The sequence below is a fragment of the Marinobacter sp. B-21 genome, assembly GCF_056857895.1.
In genome coordinates, this window is sequence record NZ_JBSXNZ010000072.1 from 117,320 (window position 1) to 140,079 (window position 22,760).

The following is a 22,760-nucleotide window of genomic DNA, read 5'->3' on the forward strand; positions in this document are numbered from 1 at the left end:
CGCTGTCATAGCGGCGCGATCCTTACCCGGTCACCCGCGGTCTTGTTCAGCACCTTCCAGGTGTTGACCGGCACCTTGAGTGTGTCTTCCAGAGTTTCCGCAACCGGTGTCAGGGTGCAGCGGAACTGGTCCCGCTCCCCTGCCGCAATCAGACAGGTTTCGCCAAGGTCATGATTGGCGGCATGCAGGGGTTTCGGGTGGCTGGTCACCAGGGTTCTCAGGCTGTCGGTGCGCGCCTCCAGTACTGGCCCGGCGTCAAAAATGTCCAGGTAGCAGCCGGGCTGGAATCCCTCCCGCTGGAGCAATTCGAAGTTCGGTACGGTTATCTCATGCGGTCGCCCCAGCGCCTTCTGGGCCGCCTCGCTCAGCAGGGTGACATAGATCGGATTGGGCGGCATCAGTTCAGCGATAAAGGTTTTACTCAGCTGCCCGGAATACTGATCTGCCGTTTCAAAATCCATATCAAAGAAATGTCGGCCAAGGCTGTCCCAGAACGGCACGCTGCCGTCATCCAGTTGCACACCCTGGATTTCCACTGCCACCCGTTGGGTAAACCATTCCCGATGATCGGCGATGAACAGAATCCGTGCACGGGATAGCAGCTCGAACGCCTCACTGTCACGGAGTTCCGGCCGGATCGAGAACGAACACAGCAGGGTGACATCGGTCAGAAAGTGGGAGGGATACAAGACTTCTACCCGCCTTGATACACCCAGCTCATGGGATGCGTGAATCAGCGCATCGCGCCGGTAACTGTAGAAGGGCTGACCATTGCCGGCCCTGGCATCGATACCAGCCGTGCCCGCGATCTCTCCGGTTTCGGTGTTTTCCAGCACGAACAGGAACCTCGGTGGGTCATCCTCTGTGCTGATCTTGCCGGCAAAAGACGCCAGTGAATGCTCAATCTTGTATGCAAGGGCATCGTTTTGTTTGGGCAGGGTGGAGGAAAGGCGGGCACTCTGGGTGCCCGCGATGGCGAGAATCTGGTCCAGATCATCCGGCTGCGCCGGACGTACCAGCCACATAGGAACTCCTTAGGCCGTCAGTTTTTTAACCGCCGCTTCGAAACGATCGAGGGCTTCGCCGATATCCTGCTCGGGAATGATCAGTGACGGCGCCAGACGAATCACGTTAGCACCAGCCATCAGAACCATCACGCCCTCGTCCAGACCTGCATTAAGAAAATCCCTGGCCTTGCCCTGCCACTGCTCGGTGAGCACACAACCGAGTAACAATCCGGCCCCGCGAACTTCACTGAACACGCCATAACGCTCACCAATATCCATCATGCCCTTGCGGAGCCTTTCGGAGCGCGATTTCACACCCTTGAGAATCTCCGGCTGGCTGACAGTATCCACAACCTTTTGGCCAACGGCGCAGGCCAGGGCGTTACCGCCATAGGTGCTGCCGTGGGTTCCGACGCCGAGACTGGCAGCTACCTTTGCGGTTGTCAGCATGGCTGCTATCGGGAAACCACCGCCCAGGCCCTTGGCACTGGAGAGAATATCCGGCACCACGTTGTACATCTGGTAGGCATACAGGTGGCCGGTTCTTCCGACGCCGGACTGCACCTCGTCGAACACCAGCAGGGCATCGTTGGCATCACACAGCTGGCGCAGACCTTCAAGGAAAGCCTGGTCGCCCGGCATAACACCGCCTTCACCTTGAATGGGCTCTACCACCACGGCGCAGGTTTTTTCCTTTGAGATCAGCTTATTAACCGATTCCAAATCATTGAACTCAGCGTGGTGGATACCACCCGGAGCCGGCTCAAAACCTTCCAGATATTTGGGCTGGCCACCGACACTGACGGTAAACAGGGTGCGGCCGTGGAAGGAGTTCCTGAACGAGATGATTTCGTTTTTTTCCGGGCCGAAGTGCTCCCAGGCGTAACGGCGGGCCAGCTTGAAGGCGGCCTCGTTCGCCTCACCGCCGGAGTTGGCAAAGAACACCCGCTCGGCAAAGGTGAGATCACACAGGGTTTTGGCCAGACGCAAAGCCGGCTCATTGGTCATCACGTTGGACAGGTGCCAGATTTTCTCGGCCTGATCGTGCAACGCGCCTACGAGTCCCGGATGGCAATGCCCGAGGCAGGTCACCGCAATACCACCCTGAAGATCAATAAACTCGCGGCCTTCCTGATCCCAGATCCGGGAACCCTCGCCCCGTACCGGAATGACGGAACCGGGGGCGTAATTGGGCACCATGACTTCATCGAACAGTTCGCGGCTAACGGGTTCTTTATTCATAGATCTCTCTCGGGAAAGCGGCTAAACGTATAAAAATAGTAGAGTGACCGAACCGGACAAGTACGTAGGTGTGCGGACTCTTGCACCATAATACGCCACTCAGGGCGTAAGAACATCCGGTTCCCTGGCTGCGGGCCGAGATTGTACGGACGGAGCCAATGGCTACCTGTGCCGCTAAAATAGCAACTACCTGGATGGTGCATAGCGTAAAGCATCAGATCATTGATCGACCTGACGCAACTAACGCGCTAAAGAGAAGTGCGAATACCGGGGAGCCCGAACGACGAAGGCCGGTAAGCCTTCGTCGCGCCACCCAACCCGTGGGCCGGGTGGACGCCAGACTTCAAATCAAAGCAACAGGGACCGAATATCCCCAAGAAGCTGACTAAGCAGCGACGTAAACCGCGCCGCATCCGCCCCGTTCACCGCCCGGTGATCGTAAGACAGAGACAACGGCAGCATCAACCGGGGCTGGAACTCCTTGCCATCCCAAACCGGCTTCATCGCCGCCTTGGAAACCCCCAGAATCGCCACCTCCGGCGTATTCACAATCGGCGTAAACGCCGTGCCGCCAATACCACCCAGACTGGTGATGGTAAAGCAGGCACCCTGCATCTCGGCCGGCTTCAACTGCTTGTCCCGGGCCTTCTGGGCCAGCTCGGCGCTTTCCGCCGCCAGCTCCCATAAGCCCTTCTGATCCACATCCCGGATCACCGGCACCATCAGCCCATTGGGCGTATCCACCGCAATCCCGATGTGAATGTACTTCTTGCGAACCACCTCCTTGCGCTCCATGTCCAGCGACACGTTGAACTGAGGCAACTCCGCCAGTGCCGTGGCACAGGCCTTCAGCAGGAACGGCAGCGGCGTCATCTTCACGCCCTTCTTCTCGCCGGCTGCCTTCTGGGCCTTGCGGAACTCCTCCATATCGGTGATATCCGCATCCTCGAACTGGGTCACATGGGGCACGTTCAGCCAGCTGCGCTGCATGTTGTTGGCAGTGGCGAACATTATCCGCGACATGGCCTCGCGCTTGACCTCACCAAACTGGCTGAAGTCCGGCAGCTTGACGCCGGGGATACCAGAGCCGGTGGCAACGCCACCACCCTGCTGGGCCTGCTTCAGCTTGCTTTTCACATAAGCCTGAACGTCGTCTTTGACAACCCGGTTCTTCGGGCCAGAGCCCTTGATCCGGGCCAGATCCGCGCCCAGCTCCCGGGCCAGTTTGCGCACGGCGGGGCCAGCGTGGACCTTAGCGCCTGGTGTGGGCGGCTCATAGGTAGCCCCTTGGGGTTCGGGTTCGGGCGCGGACTCAGCGGCCTGCCTGGACTTTTCTTCAGGTTCCGGCCCGGGCTTTTCTTCCCTGCCGGACTCTTCCTTGCCGGACTCCTCAGAGGCCTCCTCCTCACCGCCACCGTCTTCCTGAACGGTCATTTCCAGCAGTTCGTCACCTTCCGAAAGTTTGTCGCCCTCGGACACCAGGATCTTGCTCACCTTGCCCGCATAGGGCGAGGGAATCTCCATGGTGGCCTTGTCGGATTCCACCGTTACCAGCGGATCGTCCGCCTCGATGGTATCGCCCTCAGCGACATTGATTTCGATAACCGGAACGTTGTCGAAGCCATCCAACGCAGGAACCTTCACAGTTTCCTTGCGGGAGCCGCCGGAAGCCTTCTTCGGCGCCGGCTTGCTTTCTTCTGACTTTTCTTCCTGTTTGCTGTCGTCCTTTTCCTCGGGCTCGTCACTGCCGGTATCAGAGCCACCGGCATCGCTGCTGGCTTCCATCATCCCGACAACATCGCCTTCCTTGACCTTGTCACCCACCTTGACGGTGATCTTGGTGATCTTGCCGGCACCGGGTGACGGCAACTCAACCGAGGCTTTGTCTGACTCAACGGTCAGAATCGGATCTTCTTCCTCAACCGAATCCCCCACGCTGACGGTGATTTCGATAACCTCGACCTCATCCGCACCGCCGAGATCCGGAATCTTGATTTCCTGTTCACTCATGGCGGTCTCCTTAGCTCAGCACCGGGTTCGTTTTGTTGCGATCGATTCCGTATTTGCGCATGGCTTCGAGAACCACATCGTTCTTCACCTCACCATCCTGGGCCAGGGCAGACAGCGCGCTTACCGTCACGTAGTAACGATCCACTTCAAAGAAGCTGCGCAGCTTTTCCCGGGTGTCACTGCGGCCGAAGCCATCAGTACCGAGGGTCAGGTAGGTTTTGGGAATAAACGCCCGGAGCTGCTCGGAGTGCAGCTTGATGTAATCGGTGGAAGACACCACCGGCCCAGCCTGCTTCTCCAGGCACTGGGTGACATAGGCCTTCTTGGGTTTGTCATCCGGGTGCAGACGATTCCAGCGCTCTACGTGCTGGCCTTCACGGGCCAGCTCGTTAAAGCTGGTGACGCTCCATACATCGGAAGCCACGCCCCAGTCGTCTTTCAGCATCTGGGCCGCAGCGCGCACCTCGTTCAGGATGGCGCCGGCGCCAAGCAGCTGAACCCGGGGCGCTTTCTTGCGGCCCTTGGTTTCAACAGATTCGAACAGGTACATGCCCTTGATGATGCCGTCCTCGCAATCCTTGGGCATCGCAGGCTGTTCGTAGTTTTCGTTCTCGACAGTCAGGTAGTAATAGACATTCTTGTTGTCCTCGAACATCTCTTTCATACCATGACGGAGCACCACGGCCATTTCGTACCCGTATGCCGGATCGTAGGCCTTACAGTTCGGAATGGTGTTGGCCAGAACGTGGCTGTGACCATCCTGGTGCTGCAGGCCTTCGCCGTTCAGGGTGGTCCGGCCGGCGGTACCGCCGATCAGGAAACCACGGGCCTGAATATCACCGGATGCCCACGCCAGATCGCCCACCCGCTGGAAACCGAACATGGAATAGAAGATATAGAACGGAATCAGCGGGAAGTTATTGGTGCTGTAGGAAGTTGCTGCTGCCATCCAGGCCGCCATGGAGCCATCTTCGTTAATCCCTTCCTCAAGGATCTGGCCCTTTTTGTCTTCCCGGTAGTACATGATCTGGTCACGGTCTTCCGGAACGTACTTCTGCCCCTCGGCCGTGTAAATGCCCAGTTGACGGAACATGCCCTCCATACCGAAGGTACGGGCTTCGTCCGGCACGATCGGCACCACCCGCTTTCCGATACGTTTGTCTTTGGTCAGAGCCGTCAGTATCCGGACAAAGGCCATGGTGGTGGAAATTTTCCGCTCTCCAGAACCTTCCAGCACCGCCTTGAAGATGTCGAGCTCCGGAATCTGCAATGGCTGGCAGTCCTTGCGCCGCTTGGGATAGAAACCGCCTAATTCCTGTCGGCGTTTTTTCATGTAGACGATTTCCGGGCTATCCGGTGCCGGGCGGTAATAGGGAACGTCCTTGAGCTCGTCGTCCTTCAGCGGCAACGCAAACCTGTCCCGGAACGACTTCAGTTGCTCGATGTCCAGTTTCTTCAGGGAATGCGCGGTATTCTGTGCCTCACCGGCCTCGCCAAATCCGTAGCCCTTGATGGTATGGGCCAGGATGACGGTCGGGCGGCCACCGTTGTTGTGGATGGCGTGATGGTAAGCGGCATAGATCTTATAGGGGTCATGGCCACCGCGGTTGAGCTTGTTGATCTCCTCATCAGAGAGGTTTTCAACCAGCTTCGCTGTTTCGGGGTACTTGCCAAAGAAGTGTTTGCGGGTATAAGCAGGTCCGTTGCTTTTATAGTTCTGCAACTCGCCATCACAGACTTCGTCCATGACCCGCTGCATCTTGCCGTCCTTGTCGCTCTCGAACAGGGGGTCCCAGTGACGACCCCAGACCACTTTCAGCACATTCCAGCCGGCACCCCGGAAGACACCCTCAAGCTCCTGTATAATCTTGCCGTTGCCACGCACAGGCCCGTCCAGACGCTGAAGGTTGCAGTTAACCACAAAAATGAGATTGCTCAGGTTTTCCCGGCCGGCCATGGAAATGGAACCCAGGGTTTCCGGCTCGTCACATTCACCGTCACCAACAAAGCACCAGACTTTGCGATCACCCATTTCGACGAGCTCCCGGCTGTCCAGGTACTTCATGACGTGTGCCTGGTAAATGGCCTGGATGGGACCCAGACCCATGGAAACCGTCGGGAACTGCCAGTATTCAGGCATCAGCCAGGGGTGCGGGTAAGAGGACAGCCCCGTGCCATCCACTTCCTCCCGGTATTTGTCCAGATCCGTTTCGTCGAAACGGCCTTCCAGGTAGGAGCGGGCATAGATGCCCGGCGAAGAATGCCCCTGGAAATAAATCAGATCGGATTCGCGTTTTTCGTCGCCGCCATGGAAAAAGTAGTTGAAGCCCACGTCATACAGCGTTGCTGCCGACGAGAACGATGAAACATGCCCACCCAGATCTCCGGGCCTCTGGTTAGCGCGCATGACCATGGCCATGGCATTCCAGCGGATCAGGGAGCGAATCCGGCGCTCCATAAACAGATCACCGGGCATCGGCGCCTGCTGGGAAACAGGAATACTGTTCCGGAATGGCGTGGTGATGGAATAAGGCAGCTCGGTGCCATCGCGGCTCGCCCGCTCGGAGAGCCTTTCAAGTATGTATTTGGCCCGGTCTACGCCTTCGTTCTCGATCAGAGATTCCAGCGCGTCCAGCCATTCACTGGTTTCAATGGGATCATCGTCCTGGTACATCAAACCCTCCCCTTGGCATCAAAAAGTGCGGCGCGGCCACGATCAGCAGCCTGGCGCGCAGCGGTGTCGATAAGCTGCGATGAATTGCAGTGTGTTGTTGTGGGTATTTCCAGCCTGACAGGCGTACCGGCTTGCAGCACACAGAACCTGTATAAAGCATAGAACAGCTTTCACACTTTTCCTGCCTGATCGCCCCTGATTCACGGGCTTTTGGCCTCAGGTTGACCGGCATTCTGGTGAAGTGCGCGGATCCGCCTACCCGATTCGTAGTATTTTTACTACATTTTGCCTGCCAAATTCAATTCAGGCCGCTTTTAAATCCATTCATGGCAGGCACCTTGCGGTTACTTACGGAAGAATGACCGTTTTCGGACCAGCAGACAACCAGACTGCGACCAATGTCGTAGCATTCTTATCAAACGGCATTTTCATTACACGCTAAAAGATCTCAATTCTGGATTTACCTGTATTTTCGGCGCACTTAACGTTTATTGCTGAATTTTCAATCAGATCTTCTTATACGCACGCCTGATTTATCGATACTTTTTGGTTAGACCTGAAAATAAATTCCGGTTTATGTATACTGCCTGACCGATTTTTAACCACCCCAAAAGTGGTCCAACCACTTTATGACATGGCACTAATCAGAGGGCGATCTATGAACTCCATCGTCACCCTTCCGAACCGGATTCCCACTACAGAATTCGAGGAACGGCGTTTCAAGGTCTACACAGACCGCCAGCTCGACAAAATTGAAGTCATTCAGAATCTCCCTGAAGAGACTCTGTTTGAAATGAAGGTGGTAGCCAGCGTGCTGCCGTTCCGGGTTAACGAATATGTGATCAACGAACTGATCAACTGGGACAGGGTACCGAACGACCCGATCTATCAACTTGTCTTCCCTCAAAAAGGCATGTTGAAAGACGAGCATTACGAGCGCATGGCAACAATGCACCGGGAAGGTGCCGGCAAGAAAGAGATCCAGGCCGTTGCCAGGGAAATTCGGGATGAACTGAACCCGCACCCGGCTGGCCAGATGGAAATGAACATGCCGGAGCTGGACGGCGAGGTGCTGGACGGCGTTCAGCACAAGTACCGGGAAACGGTTCTGTTCTTCCCTGCCCAGGGCCAGACCTGCCACTCCTACTGCACCTTTTGCTTCCGCTGGGCGCAGTTTGTCGGTGACAAGGACCTGAAGATGGCCAGTACCGAAGCCGGGGAATTGCACGGCTACCTGCAGGAGCACACCGAGGTAACCGACCTGCTGGTGACCGGCGGCGACCCCATGGTGATGAAGACCAAGAACCTGGTGCAGTACCTGGAACCACTGCTACAGCCGGAGTTCGATCATATCCAGACCATCCGGATCGGCACCAAGGCCCTCACCTTCTGGCCGTACCGTTTTGTGACGGACAAGGATGCGGATGAGCTGATTGACCTGTTCGCAAGTCTGGTGGATGCCGGCAAGCACGTGGCCATCATGGCCCACTACAACCACTGGCAGGAAATCACCACCGACATCGCCGAAGAAGCTATCCGCCGCCTTCGCGCCACCGGTGCCGAAATACGCGCCCAGGGCCCGCTGATCAAGCACGTGAATGACAATGCCGACGACTGGGCCAAGCTGTGGAACAAGGAAGTGCAACTGGGCATCATCCCCTACTACATGTTTGTCGAGCGGGACACCGGCGCCAAGAATTACTTCGAAGTGCCACTTGCCGAGGCTTTCCATATCTACCGGGAAGCCATGAAGCAGGTGTCTGGCCTGGCCCGTACCGCCCGCGGCCCGTCAATGAGCGCCGGCCCGGGTAAGGTTGAGGTGCAGGGCATCACTGAGATCAACGGTGAGAAGGTATTTGTGCTTCGCTTTATCCAGGCCCGCAACCCGGACTGGGTGCAGCGCCCGTTCTTTGCCAGGTACAGCGAAACGGCCACCTGGCTGCATGAGCTGGAGCCAGCCCTTGGGGAGGAAAAGTTCTTCTTTGAGGACGAGTACGAAGAGATGAAGAAGGGTAACGGCTAATCGCTACTTCCTCGACCAGTCGGGTCGAGGAAGTAGCGCTGCAATAGGTCCGGGTCATCAAAATGGCGACGGCCAGTGAACGCAACCGCATGCTGGCCCCATTGGCGCATGGCACCGGCCGACACCACCCCCGTGGGCCAGAGCAGGAACCGCTCCAACCGCTCGGACCCGGATACAAGGCCGTCGGAAGCAAACAGCCGCCCGCCCTCGGGTGAACGCCCGCGCAGGTGATCGTATGGCAGGAAATGGTAGACATGATCCGCCACCTGATCCGGCGCCGTTCGGGACGCCACCAACTGATGCTCGCCCGCAGACAGGTAAAGCGTCATGCCGGTATCCGTCTGCGGCACAGCACCGGCTATCCAAAGGGGCTCCTCACCAGCGGGAACCCCATCCACAGGCAACAGCCCGGACTCGACAAGCAGCCACTGATGGTAGCAGCCGCATGAATGGACGAAATCGTAGACCAGCGGTAAACCGTCCTCGCCGAGTGTGACCCTCCAGAAGAAGCCATCCAGCGCACCAGCATAGATATCCACGGCCGCCGCCGGTGGCCGGGAAGCGAACCAGATCAGATAGTTCAGTTGCGGCAGCACCTGGCCATCGAACCGGGTATAGGACAGTCGAGTATAGACAACAGGGGTGGGCTCGAATAACAACTTGCCATCGCTCCGGCGGGCAGGGCGGCCTGGCACGTCATTGCCGTCCCGCGTCTCCAGCACCCAGGTGGGCGCATAGCGGGCAAACAGGGCCTGGGACTCCGCCTCGCTGAACATCGGAATCCGCAGTGTGCTGCGACGCGAGGCCCGTTCCAGCAATCCGGCGAAATCCTCCTGGCCGACGGGTTCCGGCGGTGCGTAAACCGTCCAGGGATAGGCAGGTTGATAGGGCAATTGGTAATCCTCAATCAACTCCCCCATCACCTTCCTGGCACGCCACTGAACCAAGGGCGCCATCAGGGGATACAGGCCAACCACCTGTGCCAGGCCGCGATAGCTGTCAGGCACCGACCTGGCAACGTCCAGCCTATGCCAATCCTTGCCACCGCGCTGAAGCCGGGCAGTCGCCGCTTGCCCACATTCCCGAAGCGCTGCCAACCGGCCGGGGCTTACGCCACCCAGACTGTCCGCCTCATGAGCCCGGGCATTCACGGCTTTCAGGTGCGCTCGCTGCAGCCATTCCTGGCGCTGTGCAGCCGACAAACCGGAGAACTCGAAACTGGCAAGGAAGCGGTCAACCCGCAAATAGGGAAAGCCAGGCGGAGACCAGGCCTGAGCATCAAAGTGGTTGCCACCAACCACCTCCTGCTGCCACTGACGGAACAGTTTGTCACACTCGAAGGTGACAGCTTCGATAGGCGCGGAAGAATAATTCTGTGAGGCACACCCGCCGATGCCGACAACCACCACTATCAGAAAAGCCGGGAACGCTGCCCACCGTCGCATCGCTGTTGCCTCCAGTCTGTCGACTTCCTGCAATTCGGACAGGCAGCAAGTTCTCTGGTTCCAACCATCTGTTGTGATCGCTGGAACGACAGGGTTTCCTTGGCAGACAGTTTACCAGTCGGGTTTCGCCTGGGGCTCTACCCGCTCCTGGCTACTCGAACGGATCAGTGCATTAGGGTATACAGCTTGCGCCGATAGGCCCGCACGTCCGGGTTGTTGTTACCCAGCTTGTCGAACAGCTCGATCAGCGTTGTCTTGGCCACTTCGTCCTTGTATTTGCTGTCCACCTGCATCAGGCGAATCAGCAGATCCATGGCCTCAGCGTTGTTTTCCTGTAATACGTGATGAAGGGCCAACTGGTGCAGTGCGTTCGGGTCTTTCGGGTCCTGCTCCAGTGCCATCTCCAGATCCTTGATCGGCGGCAGCTCCGCTGACTGCTTCAGGAACTTCACCCGGGCCGCCAGCTGTTTGGCCTGGTGCTGCATTTTCTCTTCCGGCGGCAGGCTCTCGAGCACTTTCTCAGCCGTTTCAAGGTCGCCCATTTCCGCCTTCAGCTGAGCCAGATCAATCAGCACCTTCAGGTTTTCGGGGTCTTTCTGGTTCATCTCCGAGAGGATGGCCAGCGCACCTTCCACATCCCCCTCTTCCCAGATGCGGTGAGCCTTGTCGTAAGGGTCTTCCTTCGGAGCCTCAACGTGCTTGTCGAGGACCTTGCGGATCTCGCTCTCCGGCAGGGCGCCGTTAAAACCATCCACGGCCTGGCCATCCTTCACGAGTATTACCGTCGGCAGGCTACGCACGCCCAGGCTGGAGGTGAGCTGCTCCTGTTCGTCGGCGTTGACCTTCGCCAGCATGAAGGCGCCCTCGTATTCATTGGCCAGCTTCTCCAGCAGCGGCATCAGCTGCTTGCACGGGGCGCACCATTCGGCCCAGACATCCACCAGAATGGGCGTGCTGGCCGAGGCCTCCATGACCTTCTGCTGGAAGTTTTCCATGGTGGCTTCAAAGATGTAGGGAGAGTTGCTCATGCAGGGCACCTGAAAAAGTCGAATGAATCGTTGGGAACTGCCAGTGGACATGGGGCCGGATGCCGGAAAATCAAGCGTAACCCGGTAAAAGCCAGCGCCTTGAAATAACCGTATCTGCCGTTACATAGGCTATTAAGCAACGCTTGGGAAATGACTTTGAAAACGCACCCGGGCGACTCACAACCTTCCCGGATGGATACTTCACGGCATGAATGAAGACGCGCGCAAAGATTCACTTGAGGACTTCGAAGAGGACGTGACGGAATACATCGGCAAGGACGAACACAGCAAGAGCCTTGCCCTGCCCCAGCAGATGATGCCCCGGCGAATGTATGTGCTGCCGGTTTCAAATCGCCCGTTCTTTCCGGCCCAGGTGCAGCCTGTGGTGGTTAACCAGAACCCGTGGCAGGAAACCCTGAAGCGGGTAGGTGAGACCGACCACAAGGTGCTGGGCATCTGCTTTGTGGACGAGCAGGAAGCTGAAGACGGCATACCCGCCAGTGACCAGTTGGAAACCACCGGCTGTGCCGTTCGCGTTCATCATGCCCAGAACGAAGGCGGCAAGGTCCAGTTCATTGCCCAGGGTCTGCAGAGGTTCCGGATTGCCCAGTGGTTACGCCGCAAGCCACCGTACCTGGTGGAAGTGGAGTACCCTGCCGAGCCGGAAGAAGAAGCCGATGAACTCAAGGCCTACACCCTGGCCATCATCAGCTCGATCAAGGAATTGCTGCGCACCAACCCGCTGTACGGTGAGGAGGTGAAGCAATACCTGTCCCGCTTCGGGCCGGACGACAGCTCGCCCCTGGCCGACTTCGGCGCTTCCATGACCAGTGCTCCGGGCCGGGAGCTGCAGGATGTGCTCGACACCGTCCCCCTGCTCCGCCGCATGGAGAAGGTATTGCTGCTGATGCGCAAGGAACAGGAAGTGGCCCGCCTGCAGTCAGAAATCAGCGAAGAGGTCAACGCCAAGGTTCAGAAGCACCAGCGGGAGTTCTTCCTGAAAGAACAGCTGAAGGTCATCCAGCGCGAGCTGGGCATGGCCAAGGACGACAAGACCGCCGATGTGGAGCGGTTCGAGGAACGGATGGCCCAACTGAATCCGCCGGAGGCCGTCCACGAGCGATTCAATGATGAAGTTCAGAAGCTGCAGGTGCTGGAACAGGGTTCGCCGGAATACGGTGTTACCCGCAATTATCTCGACTGGCTGACCCAAGTGCCCTGGGGCGTTCATTCCGAAGATCATTTCGATCTGACCGAAGCGCGCCGGATTCTGGACCGGGACCACGATGGTCTGGACGACGTGAAAGACCGCATCGTCGAGTTTCTGGCCGAAGGCACTTTCAAGGGAGAGGTCAGCGGCTCCATCCTGTTGCTGGTGGGCCCGCCTGGCGTGGGCAAAACCTCCATCGGCCATTCCGTGGCAGACGCGCTGGGGCGCAAGTTCTACCGTTTCAGCGTGGGCGGCATGCGCGACGAAGCTGAAATCAAGGGCCACCGCCGCACCTACATCGGCGCCATGCCCGGCAAATTCGTGCAGGCGCTGAAGGATTCAAAAGTGGCAAACCCGGTGATCATGCTCGATGAAATCGACAAGATCGGCGCCTCCTACCAGGGCGATCCGGCCTCGGCTCTGCTGGAAACCCTGGATCCGGAACAGAACCGCGAGTTTCTGGACCACTACCTGGATGTCCGCATGGACCTTTCCAAGGTGCTGTTCATCTGCACCGCCAACCAACTGGACACCATCCCCCGGCCACTGCTGGACCGCATGGATGTCATTCGCCTGTCCGGTTACATTGGTGAAGAGAAACTGGCCATCGCCAAGCATCACTTGCTGCCACGACTGCTCAAGCGGGCCGGTCTGCTGAAAAAGCAATTCAATATCACGGACGCCGCCATCCGGCAGGTAATTGAGGGCTATGCCCGCGAGTCCGGTGTACGGAATCTCGAAAAGCTGCTGCACAAGATCCTGCGCAAAGGCATTGTGAAATTGCTGGGCAATCCGGACCAGCCGGTAAAAGTAGGCGTCTCTGATCTGCAAAGCTACCTCGGCCAGCCGTCGTTCAGAAAAGAGAAATCGCTCAAGGGCACCGGCGTTGTCACCGGCCTCGCCTGGACTGCCATGGGTGGCGCCACGCTGAGTATTGAGGCATCCCGGATTCACACTTCCCAACGCGGCTTCAAACTGACCGGCCAGCTCGGGGACGTGATGAAGGAGTCGGCCGAAATCGCCTACAGCTACGTCTCATCAAACCTTAAACGCTTCAGGGGCGACCCCACCTTCTTCGACAAATCCTTCGTGCACCTGCACGTACCGGAAGGCGCAACACCGAAGGATGGCCCCAGCGCTGGCGTCACCATGGCGACCGCGCTGCTGTCCATCGCCCGCAAAGAGGCACCGCAGCAGAATCTGGCCATGACCGGAGAGCTGACCCTGACCGGGCAAGTACTGCCAGTGGGCGGTATCCGCGAAAAGGTTATTGCCGCGCGACGGCAGAAAATCAATAACCTGATTCTGCCAGAGGCAAACCGTGGGGATTATGAGGAGCTGCCGGAGTATCTGAAAGAAGGCCTGACGGTGAATTTTGCCCGGCACTACAATGATGTATTCCAGGTGTGCTTCGGCAACAAACCCCGCAGAGAATCCAGCGTCCATTGAAATAACTGGTCTAACCAGTGAGCAATTACATTGACGCTTTCCGGACCTTTGTCTTTACTCGATTTGACCTTGATCAAAAAGTGAACGATCGGTAGTCCCAAGGCTACCGACATCCTACTCGTTGGCAAAGAGAGTGGTAAAACAATGAACAGGAAAGCCTCAATTCTCTGCGTGGCCTCGGGCCTCGCTGTCATTCCTTACGCTCATAGCCAATCCGACGACACCCTGAAAAAGCTGGGCAATTTCCAGACCACGGGAAAGGCCGGGTTCACGGTCATCGACCAGAAAAGTGACAGCGCTGACGCCATCCGGAAAACACTGGAAAAAATCCAGCTTCCCGAGGGCTTTGAAATCAGCCTCTACGCCCTGGTCCCGGATGCCCGCCACATGGCGGTAGGCCCACAGGGTGTGGTCACCTTTGTCGGCACCCGGAAAACAGAAGTCTGGGCGGTCACCGACCGGGACAAGGACCGGGTGGCCGACGAGGTCAAGAACTTCGCACCTTCCCTGGCCAAGGCGGTTCCCAATGGTCCCTGCTTCTCACCAGACGGTGTGCTCTACATCGCCGAGCAGAACCGGGTGTTGGCGTACCCCGCCGCCGAGTTCTTCTTTGAAGGCGGCGATGTGGTCGCATCCGAAGTCATCCCCCAGGGCGAGCTGATTCCCGAGGAGTTTGTAAGTTACAACCACACCGCGCGGGTCTGCGATGTTGGTCCGGACGGCAAGCTCTATATCTCGCTGGGCCAGCCCTACAATGTGGCGCCGCGCGAGTACCTGGACACATTCAGCGAATGGGGTATCGGCGGCATGATCCGGGTGAATCAGGATGGCACCGGGCGCGAAGTTTATACCCGCGGCATCCGGAACTCTGTCGGACATGATTTCCACCCCACCACGGGAGAGCTCTGGTTCACCGACAATCAGGTGGACGGAATGGGAGACGACATTCCCCCGGGTGAGATTAACCGGCAAACCGCCATGGGCCAGCATTTTGGCCATCCCTGGTATGGCGGTGGTAATGTCCGCACCAACGAATACAAAGGTGACGAAGTTCCGGTCGACGTGATCTTCCCGGTTTCCGAAACGGTAGCCCACGCCGCAGACCTGGGGATGGTGTTCTACACCGGCAATATGTTCCCGAAAAAGTATCAGGGCGGCATTTTCTCCGCGCAGCACGGCTCCTGGAACCGGACCACGCCCATCGGTGCACGGGTGATGTTCACGCCCGTGGATTCGGAAGGCAATATTGCCGGGGAAACCGTGCCCTTTGCGGAAGGCTGGCTGGATGAAAACGGCGAGTATCTGGGGCGCCCCGTAGACGTGGCCCAGCTGAAAGATGGCTCACTGCTGGTCTCTGATGATCTGGCCGGTGCTGTCTATCGGATCGCCTATACCGGTTCCGGCTCCTGAGCCTGACCCCTTTTTCACAGAACAGACCCAACCGTCAGCACCGGCGACGCGTCAATATCGTCGGCATCCATCATGTTGGCCACCCGCTGGAGTGAGGCCAGAATCATGGTCTGTTCCCACTCCGCCAGGCTCTGGAATTTCTGGATAAAATCCTCCTGCAGCGGATTGGGTGCCCGGGCAAGGAGCTCGGCGCCTTCGTCCGTCAGGTGGGCGTGTACCTTGCGTTTGTCCTGGGTACTGCGCACCCGGTAAACCAGCTTGCGATGCTCCAGGCGATCCAGAATCGTCGTCACCGTCGCCTGGCTGAGGCTCACCTTGTCGGCAATGGTTCCGATGGTGACCTCCCCCAGATCCCGAATCGTTCTCATGATCAACAGCTGCGGGCCCGTAAGCCCGGCGTGCTTGCTGAGGCGCTTGGAATGCAGATCCGTTGCCCGGATCACACGCCTCAGTGCCACCAGTACATCTTCGTAACTGTTCACGGCATTACTCCGATTCGGAATTGATAATTTATTTATACCACTAACTATTAGAGGTCTTTGCACCGGGAAATGCAAGCCACGGAGGTCCCCGGCATTTTTTCCGCCAGCCACTATGCTAAGGTCACGAACTTGTTCCATTTCCGACAGACCGACGGACAGAACCCGATGATCAAGTATTTTCTGCTTTTCCTCCTCACCATGGCATTTACCGGCACCCTGTATGGCCAGGACAGGCTCGGCCCGGAAGAAGAGCTAACCTCGGAAAACCTGGAAGAAAGCATAAAGACCCTGGAAAAGCCCATGTACACGCCATTCATAGAGCTTTACCTGCTGGAGGAAAGCAAGGCGCTGCGCAAAGAGATGATGAACACCCGCGCAGAGCTGATCGAAAAGGTGGTGGATAAAGAGCTGTCGGTCGCCGACAAGACCATGTCCTACGCGACCGACACGGTGACTTATTTCTTCTACCTGATCGCCGGTGCGACTTCAATTCTGGTGGTTATCGGATGGAACTCCATCCGCGATATGCGCAACCAGCTCACCAGCCTGGCGGAAAAAAGGGTGAACGAACTGGTGGTTGAGTACGAGAAGCGCCTGGAATTTATTGAGGACCAGCTCCGGCAGAAATCCGACATCATCCAGCAGAACCAGGCGGAGATTGAACGCACCAATGAAGTGCACTCCCTGTGGCTGAAAGCCAGCCAGGAAACCTCACAGCAGAACAAGATTGCCGCCTACGACACCATTCTGGATCTTCGCCCGGACGACGTCGAAGCCCTCAGCTATAAAGCCGACGCCGTTCTGGAGATGCAGGAGCCGCTGTGGGCCATCAGCCTGTGCCAGCGGGCCCTGAAACTTGCACCGGATAATGGCCACGCGCACTATCAGCTGGCATGTGCCTATGCCGAGATCGGCCGCTGGGAGGACGCTATCAGTACCCTGCAAAAAGCAATTGATATTTCCGAGGCATACCGGGACGATGCCTCCGTGGATGTCAGTTTCGAGCAGTTGCGCGATCATGAAAGCTTCCGCACACTGGTCTACCCGGATCAGGACGACGGCACGGATGCTTGACAACCAACCAGCTGTGGTGTTTTTTAGCTCGCTGAGAACATAAGAATAACCCTGAACAAAACAGGACAGACTCATGAGAACTTCAGCAAAGAAACTCGTAACCGCTGTCAGCACTTCCATCGCCCTGATGGGCGCCGGCCACGCCGCCGCCGAAATCCAGATCGGTATCGCCGGCCCCATGACTGGCCCCGTCGCCCAATACGGTGACATGCAGTTTTCCGGTGCCCGTATGGCGATTGAACAGATCAACGCCAACGGTGGCGTGATGGGCGAGGAACTGGTAGCCGTGGAATACGACGATGTCTGCGACCCGAAGCAGGCCGTTAGCGTTGCCAACAACCTGGTCAACGATGGCGTCCGCTTTGTCGTCGGCCATCTGTGCTCAAGCTCCACCCAGCCCGCCTCGGACATATATGAGGACGAAGGCATCCTGATGGTTACACCGGCCTCTACCAGCCCGGAAATTACCGAGCGTGGTTATGAGCTGGTGTTCCGCACCATCGGCCTGGACAGCATGCAGGGTCCCGTCGCTGGCAACTATCTGGCCAGCCTCAACCCCGAGCGCGTCGCCATCATTCACGACAAACAGCAGTATGGTGAGGGCATTGCCACCGCCGTACGTGACACCCTCAAAGACAAGGGTGTGAAAATCGCCATGTTTGAAGGTATCACCGCTGGCAGCAAAGATTTCTCTTCCCTGGTGACCAAGCTGAAGCAGGCCGATGTCGACTACGTCTACTTCGGTGGCTACCATCCGGAGCTGGGCCTGATCCTGCGTCAGGCACGCCAGGCTGACCTGGACACCACCTTCATGGGCCCGGAAGGCGTGGGCAACAAGGACATCAACACCATAGCCGGCGAAGCTGCCGAAGGCCTGCTGGTTACCCTGCCGCCGGCGTTTGACCAGAAAGCGGCAAACCAGGAACTGGTTCAGGCTTTCGAAGCCAAGGGTGAAGACCCCTCCGGTCCGTTTGTGCTCACGTCCTACACCGCCGTTCAACTCATAGCCGAAGGTATTGAGAAAGCGGAATCCACGGATCCGTTCCAAGTGGCGGAAGCCCTGCGTAACGGCTCTTTCGAAACACCCATCGGCAAGGTTGAGTATGATAAGGCCGGTGATATGAAGTCATTCGAGTTCGTTGTTTACGAATGGCATTCAGATGGCAGTAAAACTCCGGTAAACTAAGCCAAATCGTTAAAAAACGGTAATGCGGAGAACACCTTCTCACCGGGATCCGGGAGAAGGTGTTTTTCCAGGCTCCTGTTGAACCTCCCCCGCCCGCGGTTCGGACATCCCGCGCCAGTGGTGTGGCAGCGGAGGGAGCAGGCTTTCGGAGCTCCAAAACAATGCAAGATCTCCTCTATTTTTCCCAGCAGCTCATCAATGGACTGACGATCGGGAGCGCCTACGCCCTGATCGCCATCGGCTACACGATGGTTTACGGCATCATTGGCATGATCAACTTCGCTCATGGTGAAATCTACATGATCGGTGCCTATACAGCCCTGATCGCCATCACCGGCCTTGCCACCCTGGGTATCGCGTGGCTTCCAGTGATCCTGATAGTTGCACTGGTTTGCGCCATGATCGTCTCCTGCGCCATGGGCTGGGCGGTGGAGCGGGTTGCCTATCGGCCGGTCCGCGGACGTCACCGCCTGATTCCACTCATCTCCGCCATCGGCATGTCGATCTTCCTCCAGAACTATGTCCATCTCGCCCAGGGCTCCCGCAACATCGGATTTCCCGCCCTGATTGACGGTGGCTTCCAGTTCGGCCCGGATGATGCGTTCAAGATGTCGCTCTCCTACATGCAGATCACCATCTTCGTTACCACTCTAATCTGTATGGCCGCGCTGTCCCTGTTTATTTCGCGGTCCCGTACCGGTCGCGCATGCCGGGCAGTTTCACAGGATCTGGGCATGGCCAACCTGCTTGGCATCGACACCAACCGGATCATCTCGGCGACCTTCGTGATCGGTGCTGCCCTGGCTGCGGTCGCGGGCCTTCTCCTGGGCATGTACTACGGCTCCATTGATCCGCTATTCGGATTTATCGCTGGGCTCAAGGCGTTCACCGCCGCCGTCCTTGGCGGTATCGGCAGCATTCCCGGCGCCATGCTGGGGGGGCTTATCCTGGGCGTTTCCGAAAGCATGACCTCCGGCTACCTCAGCGGTGAATACAAGGACGTGGTCTCTTTTGGCCTGCTGATCCTCATTCTGCTGTTCAAACCCACCGGCCTGCTTGGCAAACCGGAGGTTGAGAAGATCTGATGGCCGCTCAAAATCTGAAACACGCGCTTTTCTGCGCCGTTATCACCCTGGTTATTTCCTACCCGATTCTCGGGTTTAATCTGGAAGCACAGGGCATCAATGTCACCCTTACCGGGGCCGAGACCTCGACCATTGTGATGGTTTTCCTGGCTGCAGTGGTCGTCTTCCTGTTCCAGCTGTTCCGTGAAAGCGTGATGGCGACACTGAAAAGCATTCCAAGACCGCTGCCACAAACCCAGAAAGAGCCGATGGCTGAAAACAAGCGGGCAAGAATCGAATCCCGGGTACTCACCGTTATTATTGTGCTGGCCCTGTTCTGGCCCTTCTTTGTATCCCGTGGCTCTGTGGATCTGGCAACTCTGGTGCTCATTTACATCATGCTGGCTCTTGGCCTGAACGTGGTAGTCGGCCTGGCCGGCCTGCTGGACCTGGGCTATGTGGCCTTTTATGCCGTAGGTGCATACACCTTTGCTCTGCTTTCGGAGTATTTCGGCATTTCCTTCTGGATGTCGCTGCCGCTCGGGGCGCTTCTCGCGGCCCTGTTCGGGCTGGTACTGGGTTTCCCGGTGTTGCGGCTCCGGGGGGATTATCTGGCTATCGTAACCCTCGGTTTCGGCGAGATCATCCGCATTCTGCTCAACAACTGGACCAGCCTGACCGGTGGCCCCAACGGTATCGGCGGCATTCCGGAACCAACGCTCTTTGGCATGGAGTTCGGCCGGCGCGTCAAGGAAGAGGGCAATACCTCTTTCCACGAAACCTTCGGCATCGCCTACAGCGGTGAAGACAAGGTCATTTTCCTCTACCTGATATCCCTGATACTGGCCATTTTCACTGCCCTGGTGATTCGACGGTTCATGCGCATGCCGGTGGGCCGCGCCTGGGAAGCCCTGCGGGAGGATGAAATTGCGGCCCGGTCCCTCGGCCTCAGCCGCACCGCCGTCAAGCTGACCGCTTTTACCATCGGTGCCTTCTTCGCCGGCTTTGCCGGTACCGTGTTCGCTTCCAAACAGGGTTTTATCAGCCCGGAATCGTTCGTCTTCCTGGAATCGGCCATCATCCTGGCAATCGTTGTACTCGGGGGCATGGGCTCCCAACTCGGTGTGATTCTGGCGGCCATTGCCGTCACCATCCTGCCGGAGCTGGCCCGTGAATTTTCCGAATATCGCATGCTGATCTTCGGTGCCGCCATGGTGCTGATGATGGTCTGGCGTCCGCAGGGCCTGATGCCCATGCGCCGAATCCACATTGAACTGAAAAAGCAGGAGTGACAGACGATGCTTGATGTACAGAATCTGTCCATGCGCTTTGGCGGCCTGCTGGCAGTAGACCAGGTGTCTCTGGACGTTCAGGAACACGAAATCGTGTCCATCATCGGCCCTAACGGCGCCGGTAAAACTACCGTATTCAACTGTATGAGCGGCTTCTACAAGCCGACTGGCGGAAAGATCCTGTTCGAGGGGCAGGAAGTCCAGGGCAGACCGGATCACAAGATCTCCCGCCTGGGGATGGTAAGAACCTTCCAGCATGTCAGGTTGTTCAACCAGATGACCGTGGTGGAAAACCTCCTGGTTGCCCAGCACCGGCATCTGAACACGAACCTGATTGCCGGCTTGATGAAAACCCCGAATTACCGGGACCGGGAACAGAAGTCACTGGATCGGGCCGCTTATTGGCTGGATCGCGTGGGCCTGATGGACCTGGCCAACCGGGAAGCAGGCAACCTGGCCTATGGCCAACAGCGCCGGCTGGAAATCGCCCGATGCATGGTGACTGAGCCCAAGCTGCTGATGCTCGACGAGCCGGCAGCCGGCCTCAACCCGGCAGAGACCAAGGATCTCAATCAGCTGATCGTCAGCCTGAAAGAGGACTACAACGTTTCCGTAGTGCTGATTGAGCACGACATGAGCCTGGTTATGGACATTTCCGACCGTATCAATGTCATCAACCAGGGCAGGCCCCTGGCATGTGGTACGCCGGATGAAATCCGCCAGAACGACGACGTGATCAAAGCCTATCTGGGCGAGGCCTGAGGGGAAACCATGCTGGTACTAGAAGATGTCCATACCCACTATGGCAAAATCGAGGCACTGCACGGGGTTTCTGTCGAGGTCAAAAAGGGGGAAATAGTTTCTCTCATCGGCGCCAACGGCGCAGGCAAGACAACGCTACTGATGACTGTGTGCGGCCACCCCCAGGCCACCTCTGGCCGCGTTTTTCTGCAAGGACAGGACATCACTCGCGAGCCGACGGCGCGGATCATGCGCTCCGGCATTGCTATTGTCCCCGAGGGGCGGCGGGTCTTCTCGGGCCTGACTGTCGAAGAAAACCTCCATATGGGCGGGTTCTTCAACACCAGGGCCGAGATCCGCAAGAGCCAGGACCATGTCTACGAGCTCTTTCCCCGCCTCAGGGAGCGTGAGCACCAGCGCGCCGGCACCATGTCTGGTGGCGAGCAGCAGATGCTTGCCATTGGCCGGGCGCTGATGAGCAGGCCGAACATGATTATCCTGGATGAGCCTTCCCTTGGTCTGGCTCCGCTGATCATCAAGCAGATCTTCGAGATCATCGGCCACCTGCGCGACGAAGGCATTACGGTTTTCCTGGTTGAGCAGAACGCTCATCAGGCTCTCAACCTGGCCGACCGTGGTTACGTGCTCGAAACCGGCAAGATTCGCCTGCACGATACCGGCAAGAATCTGCTGGCCAACCCGGATGTTCAGAACGCCTATCTGGGCGGCTGATTGAGGTGGCCCCTTCAGTTTTTACATTTTTTTAAGAAATCCAACAATTACCGCCGCGACACAAGTTTAACCAATCTGTAATATTCCGCCGGTCGGAATAGGTACGCTTCCGTCATCCTGGAGTTATAACTAATTAAGGAATAAAAATGATTCTATCTCGATCAAAAGGCGTGGTACTGAGTGTTGTTCTGAGCGTCCTGATGATATCTGGCTGCGCAACACCGCTCTCCTCAGGGCAAAAACAGGAGTACCGCGGCTATCAGGCCAAAGGTCTGGCCGTCGAAGAGAAAAACCCGGGTGCTGCCGCAGCTCTTGGAATCCTGCCCGGTTTTGGTTCTTTCTATGTGCGTGAATACGGCGCTGGCGTTGTAAATCTCCTGCTATGGCCGGCCTCAATCCTGTGGGATCCAATGAGCGGATACCAAGGCGCACAGTCAATCAACTATTATGCGACGAAGCAGAAAATTGACCAATTGAAAGACAAAGAAATCACTCAGCTGGAAGATCAGCTAATGATGGAAACGATCGACAATAGAGAATATGTTTCCGCAAAGCGTGAGATTGACAACAAATACTCTGCATACTGACTGGGATTAACACCTGCTGGTCACTCCAGTAGCCGTGATTCCCAGCACTCTCAAATGAAACCAGAGCTGCCTGAACGGTAGCTCTGGTTTCAAAAAATAATCTA

Annotated in this window: 17 protein-coding genes; 10 read left to right on the forward strand and 7 right to left on the reverse strand. The window is 57.4% G+C overall.

Going from position 1 to position 22,760, the window contains the following annotated elements:
• Positions 1–5: 5 nt before the first annotated feature.
• The 4 genes from AC13C0_RS10870 to aceE form a co-directional block, all read right to left on the reverse strand.
• The gene (locus AC13C0_RS10870; RefSeq protein WP_341582740.1) at positions 6–1,025 is read right to left on the reverse strand and encodes an arginine N-succinyltransferase; all 1,020 of its coding nucleotides are present in this window, start codon (positions 1,023–1,025) and stop codon (positions 6–8) included.
• A gap of 9 nt (positions 1,026–1,034) precedes the next feature.
• The gene (locus AC13C0_RS10875; RefSeq protein WP_341582741.1) at positions 1,035–2,249 is read right to left on the reverse strand and encodes an aspartate aminotransferase family protein; all 1,215 of its coding nucleotides are present in this window, start codon (positions 2,247–2,249) and stop codon (positions 1,035–1,037) included.
• Between the two features lie 348 nt (positions 2,250–2,597).
• The gene (gene aceF, locus AC13C0_RS10880; protein WP_341582742.1) at positions 2,598–4,259 is read right to left on the reverse strand and encodes a dihydrolipoyllysine-residue acetyltransferase; all 1,662 of its coding nucleotides are present in this window, start codon (positions 4,257–4,259) and stop codon (positions 2,598–2,600) included.
• Between the two features lie 10 nt (positions 4,260–4,269).
• Positions 4,270–6,933: a pyruvate dehydrogenase (acetyl-transferring), homodimeric type gene (gene aceE, locus AC13C0_RS10885; RefSeq protein WP_341582743.1), complete on the reverse strand. Its 2,664-nt coding sequence runs from the start codon at positions 6,931–6,933 to the stop codon at positions 4,270–4,272.
• Between the two features lie 658 nt (positions 6,934–7,591).
• Here aceE and AC13C0_RS10890 point away from each other — a divergent pair.
• Entirely contained in the window at positions 7,592–8,956 is a 1,365-nt protein-coding gene (locus tag AC13C0_RS10890) for a KamA family radical SAM protein (protein ID WP_117618389.1), read from the forward strand.
• Here the strand turns inward: AC13C0_RS10890 and AC13C0_RS10895 are convergent.
• Together AC13C0_RS10895 and trxA are read right to left on the reverse strand one after the other, a co-directional pair.
• A complete protein-coding gene (locus tag AC13C0_RS10895; RefSeq protein ID WP_117618390.1) occupies positions 8,953–10,401 on the reverse strand; it encodes a hypothetical protein in 1,449 nt (482 codons plus the stop codon). The two genes, AC13C0_RS10890 and AC13C0_RS10895, sit on opposite strands and share 4 nt — an antisense overlap.
• A 164-nt stretch (positions 10,402–10,565) precedes the next feature.
• Positions 10,566–11,429: a thioredoxin gene (trxA, locus tag AC13C0_RS10900; RefSeq protein WP_341582744.1), complete on the reverse strand. Its 864-nt coding sequence runs from the start codon at positions 11,427–11,429 to the stop codon at positions 10,566–10,568.
• 208 nt (positions 11,430–11,637) lie between these two features.
• Between trxA and lon the strand changes: the two genes are divergently transcribed.
• Both lon and AC13C0_RS10910 read left to right on the forward strand, forming a co-directional pair.
• Positions 11,638–14,088 carry an endopeptidase La gene (gene lon / locus AC13C0_RS10905; protein ID WP_341582745.1) on the forward strand — a complete coding sequence of 817 codons (2,451 nt, stop codon included), beginning with the start codon at positions 11,638–11,640 and terminating at the stop codon, positions 14,086–14,088.
• Positions 14,089–14,232: 144 nt separating this feature from the next.
• The gene (locus AC13C0_RS10910) at positions 14,233–15,498 is read left to right on the forward strand and encodes a PQQ-dependent sugar dehydrogenase (RefSeq protein ID WP_341582746.1); all 1,266 of its coding nucleotides are present in this window, start codon (positions 14,233–14,235) and stop codon (positions 15,496–15,498) included.
• 14 nt (positions 15,499–15,512) lie between these two features.
• Here AC13C0_RS10910 and AC13C0_RS10915 read toward each other — a convergent pair whose 3' ends face one another.
• Complete coding sequence (locus AC13C0_RS10915) at positions 15,513–15,980, reverse strand: MarR family winged helix-turn-helix transcriptional regulator (RefSeq protein WP_117618394.1); 468 nt, start codon at positions 15,978–15,980, stop codon at positions 15,513–15,515.
• Positions 15,981–16,145: 165 nt separating this feature from the next.
• On the opposite strand from AC13C0_RS10915, the gene AC13C0_RS10920 reads away from it, so the two are divergent.
• The 7 genes from AC13C0_RS10920 to AC13C0_RS10950 all read left to right on the forward strand — a co-directional run bounded on the left by AC13C0_RS10920 (position 16,146) and on the right by AC13C0_RS10950 (position 22,656).
• Positions 16,146–17,054, forward strand: coding sequence for a tetratricopeptide repeat protein (locus AC13C0_RS10920; RefSeq protein ID WP_117620340.1), 909 nt, complete (start codon positions 16,146–16,148; stop codon positions 17,052–17,054).
• 73 nt (positions 17,055–17,127) lie between these two features.
• Entirely contained in the window at positions 17,128–18,240 is a 1,113-nt protein-coding gene (locus AC13C0_RS10925; protein ID WP_117618395.1) for a branched-chain amino acid ABC transporter substrate-binding protein, read from the forward strand.
• 161 nt (positions 18,241–18,401) lie between these two features.
• A complete protein-coding gene (livH, locus tag AC13C0_RS10930) occupies positions 18,402–19,325 on the forward strand; it encodes a high-affinity branched-chain amino acid ABC transporter permease LivH (protein ID WP_117618396.1) in 924 nt (307 codons plus the stop codon).
• Positions 19,325–20,596 carry a high-affinity branched-chain amino acid ABC transporter permease LivM gene (locus AC13C0_RS10935; protein WP_117618397.1) on the forward strand — a complete coding sequence of 424 codons (1,272 nt, stop codon included), beginning with the start codon at positions 19,325–19,327 and terminating at the stop codon, positions 20,594–20,596. Before livH ends, AC13C0_RS10935 begins: the two co-directional genes overlap by 1 nt.
• A 6-nt stretch (positions 20,597–20,602) precedes the next feature.
• Positions 20,603–21,358, forward strand: coding sequence for a high-affinity branched-chain amino acid ABC transporter ATP-binding protein LivG (livG, locus tag AC13C0_RS10940; RefSeq protein ID WP_117618398.1), 756 nt, complete (start codon positions 20,603–20,605; stop codon positions 21,356–21,358).
• 9 nt (positions 21,359–21,367) lie between these two features.
• A complete protein-coding gene (locus tag AC13C0_RS10945; protein WP_117618399.1) occupies positions 21,368–22,069 on the forward strand; it encodes an ABC transporter ATP-binding protein in 702 nt (233 codons plus the stop codon).
• Positions 22,070–22,215: 146 nt separating this feature from the next.
• Positions 22,216–22,656: a hypothetical protein gene (locus AC13C0_RS10950; protein WP_205422302.1), complete on the forward strand. Its 441-nt coding sequence runs from the start codon at positions 22,216–22,218 to the stop codon at positions 22,654–22,656.
• The last annotated feature ends 104 nt before the right edge of the window (positions 22,657–22,760 follow it).

What these genes read in the sequence shown, in the direction of transcription:
- AC13C0_RS10950 (WP_205422302.1), top strand. Translation starts at nt 22,216, where the DNA reads ATGATTCTATCTCGATCAAAAGGCGTGGTACTGAGTGTTGTTCTGAGC.
- livG (WP_117618398.1), top strand. Translation starts at nt 20,603, where the DNA reads ATGCTTGATGTACAGAATCTGTCCATGCGCTTTGGCGGCCTGCTGGCA.
- aceE (WP_341582743.1), bottom strand. Translation starts at nt 6,933, where the DNA reads ATGTACCAGGACGATGATCCCATTGAAACCAGTGAATGGCTGGACGCG.
- trxA (WP_341582744.1), bottom strand. Translation starts at nt 11,429, where the DNA reads ATGAGCAACTCTCCCTACATCTTTGAAGCCACCATGGAAAACTTCCAG.
- AC13C0_RS10935 (WP_117618397.1), top strand. Translation starts at nt 19,325, where the DNA reads ATGGCCGCTCAAAATCTGAAACACGCGCTTTTCTGCGCCGTTATCACC.
- AC13C0_RS10875 (WP_341582741.1), bottom strand. Translation starts at nt 2,249, where the DNA reads ATGAATAAAGAACCCGTTAGCCGCGAACTGTTCGATGAAGTCATGGTG.
- AC13C0_RS10925 (WP_117618395.1), top strand. Translation starts at nt 17,128, where the DNA reads ATGAGAACTTCAGCAAAGAAACTCGTAACCGCTGTCAGCACTTCCATC.
- livH (WP_117618396.1), top strand. Translation starts at nt 18,402, where the DNA reads ATGCAAGATCTCCTCTATTTTTCCCAGCAGCTCATCAATGGACTGACG.
- AC13C0_RS10895 (WP_117618390.1), bottom strand. Translation starts at nt 10,401, where the DNA reads ATGCGACGGTGGGCAGCGTTCCCGGCTTTTCTGATAGTGGTGGTTGTC.
- AC13C0_RS10890 (WP_117618389.1), top strand. Translation starts at nt 7,592, where the DNA reads ATGAACTCCATCGTCACCCTTCCGAACCGGATTCCCACTACAGAATTC.
- lon (WP_341582745.1), top strand. Translation starts at nt 11,638, where the DNA reads ATGAATGAAGACGCGCGCAAAGATTCACTTGAGGACTTCGAAGAGGAC.
- AC13C0_RS10870 (WP_341582740.1), bottom strand. Translation starts at nt 1,025, where the DNA reads ATGTGGCTGGTACGTCCGGCGCAGCCGGATGATCTGGACCAGATTCTC.
- AC13C0_RS10910 (WP_341582746.1), top strand. Translation starts at nt 14,233, where the DNA reads ATGAACAGGAAAGCCTCAATTCTCTGCGTGGCCTCGGGCCTCGCTGTC.
- aceF (WP_341582742.1), bottom strand. Translation starts at nt 4,259, where the DNA reads ATGAGTGAACAGGAAATCAAGATTCCGGATCTCGGCGGTGCGGATGAG.
- AC13C0_RS10920 (WP_117620340.1), top strand. Translation starts at nt 16,146, where the DNA reads ATGATCAAGTATTTTCTGCTTTTCCTCCTCACCATGGCATTTACCGGC.
- AC13C0_RS10945 (WP_117618399.1), top strand. Translation starts at nt 21,368, where the DNA reads ATGCTGGTACTAGAAGATGTCCATACCCACTATGGCAAAATCGAGGCA.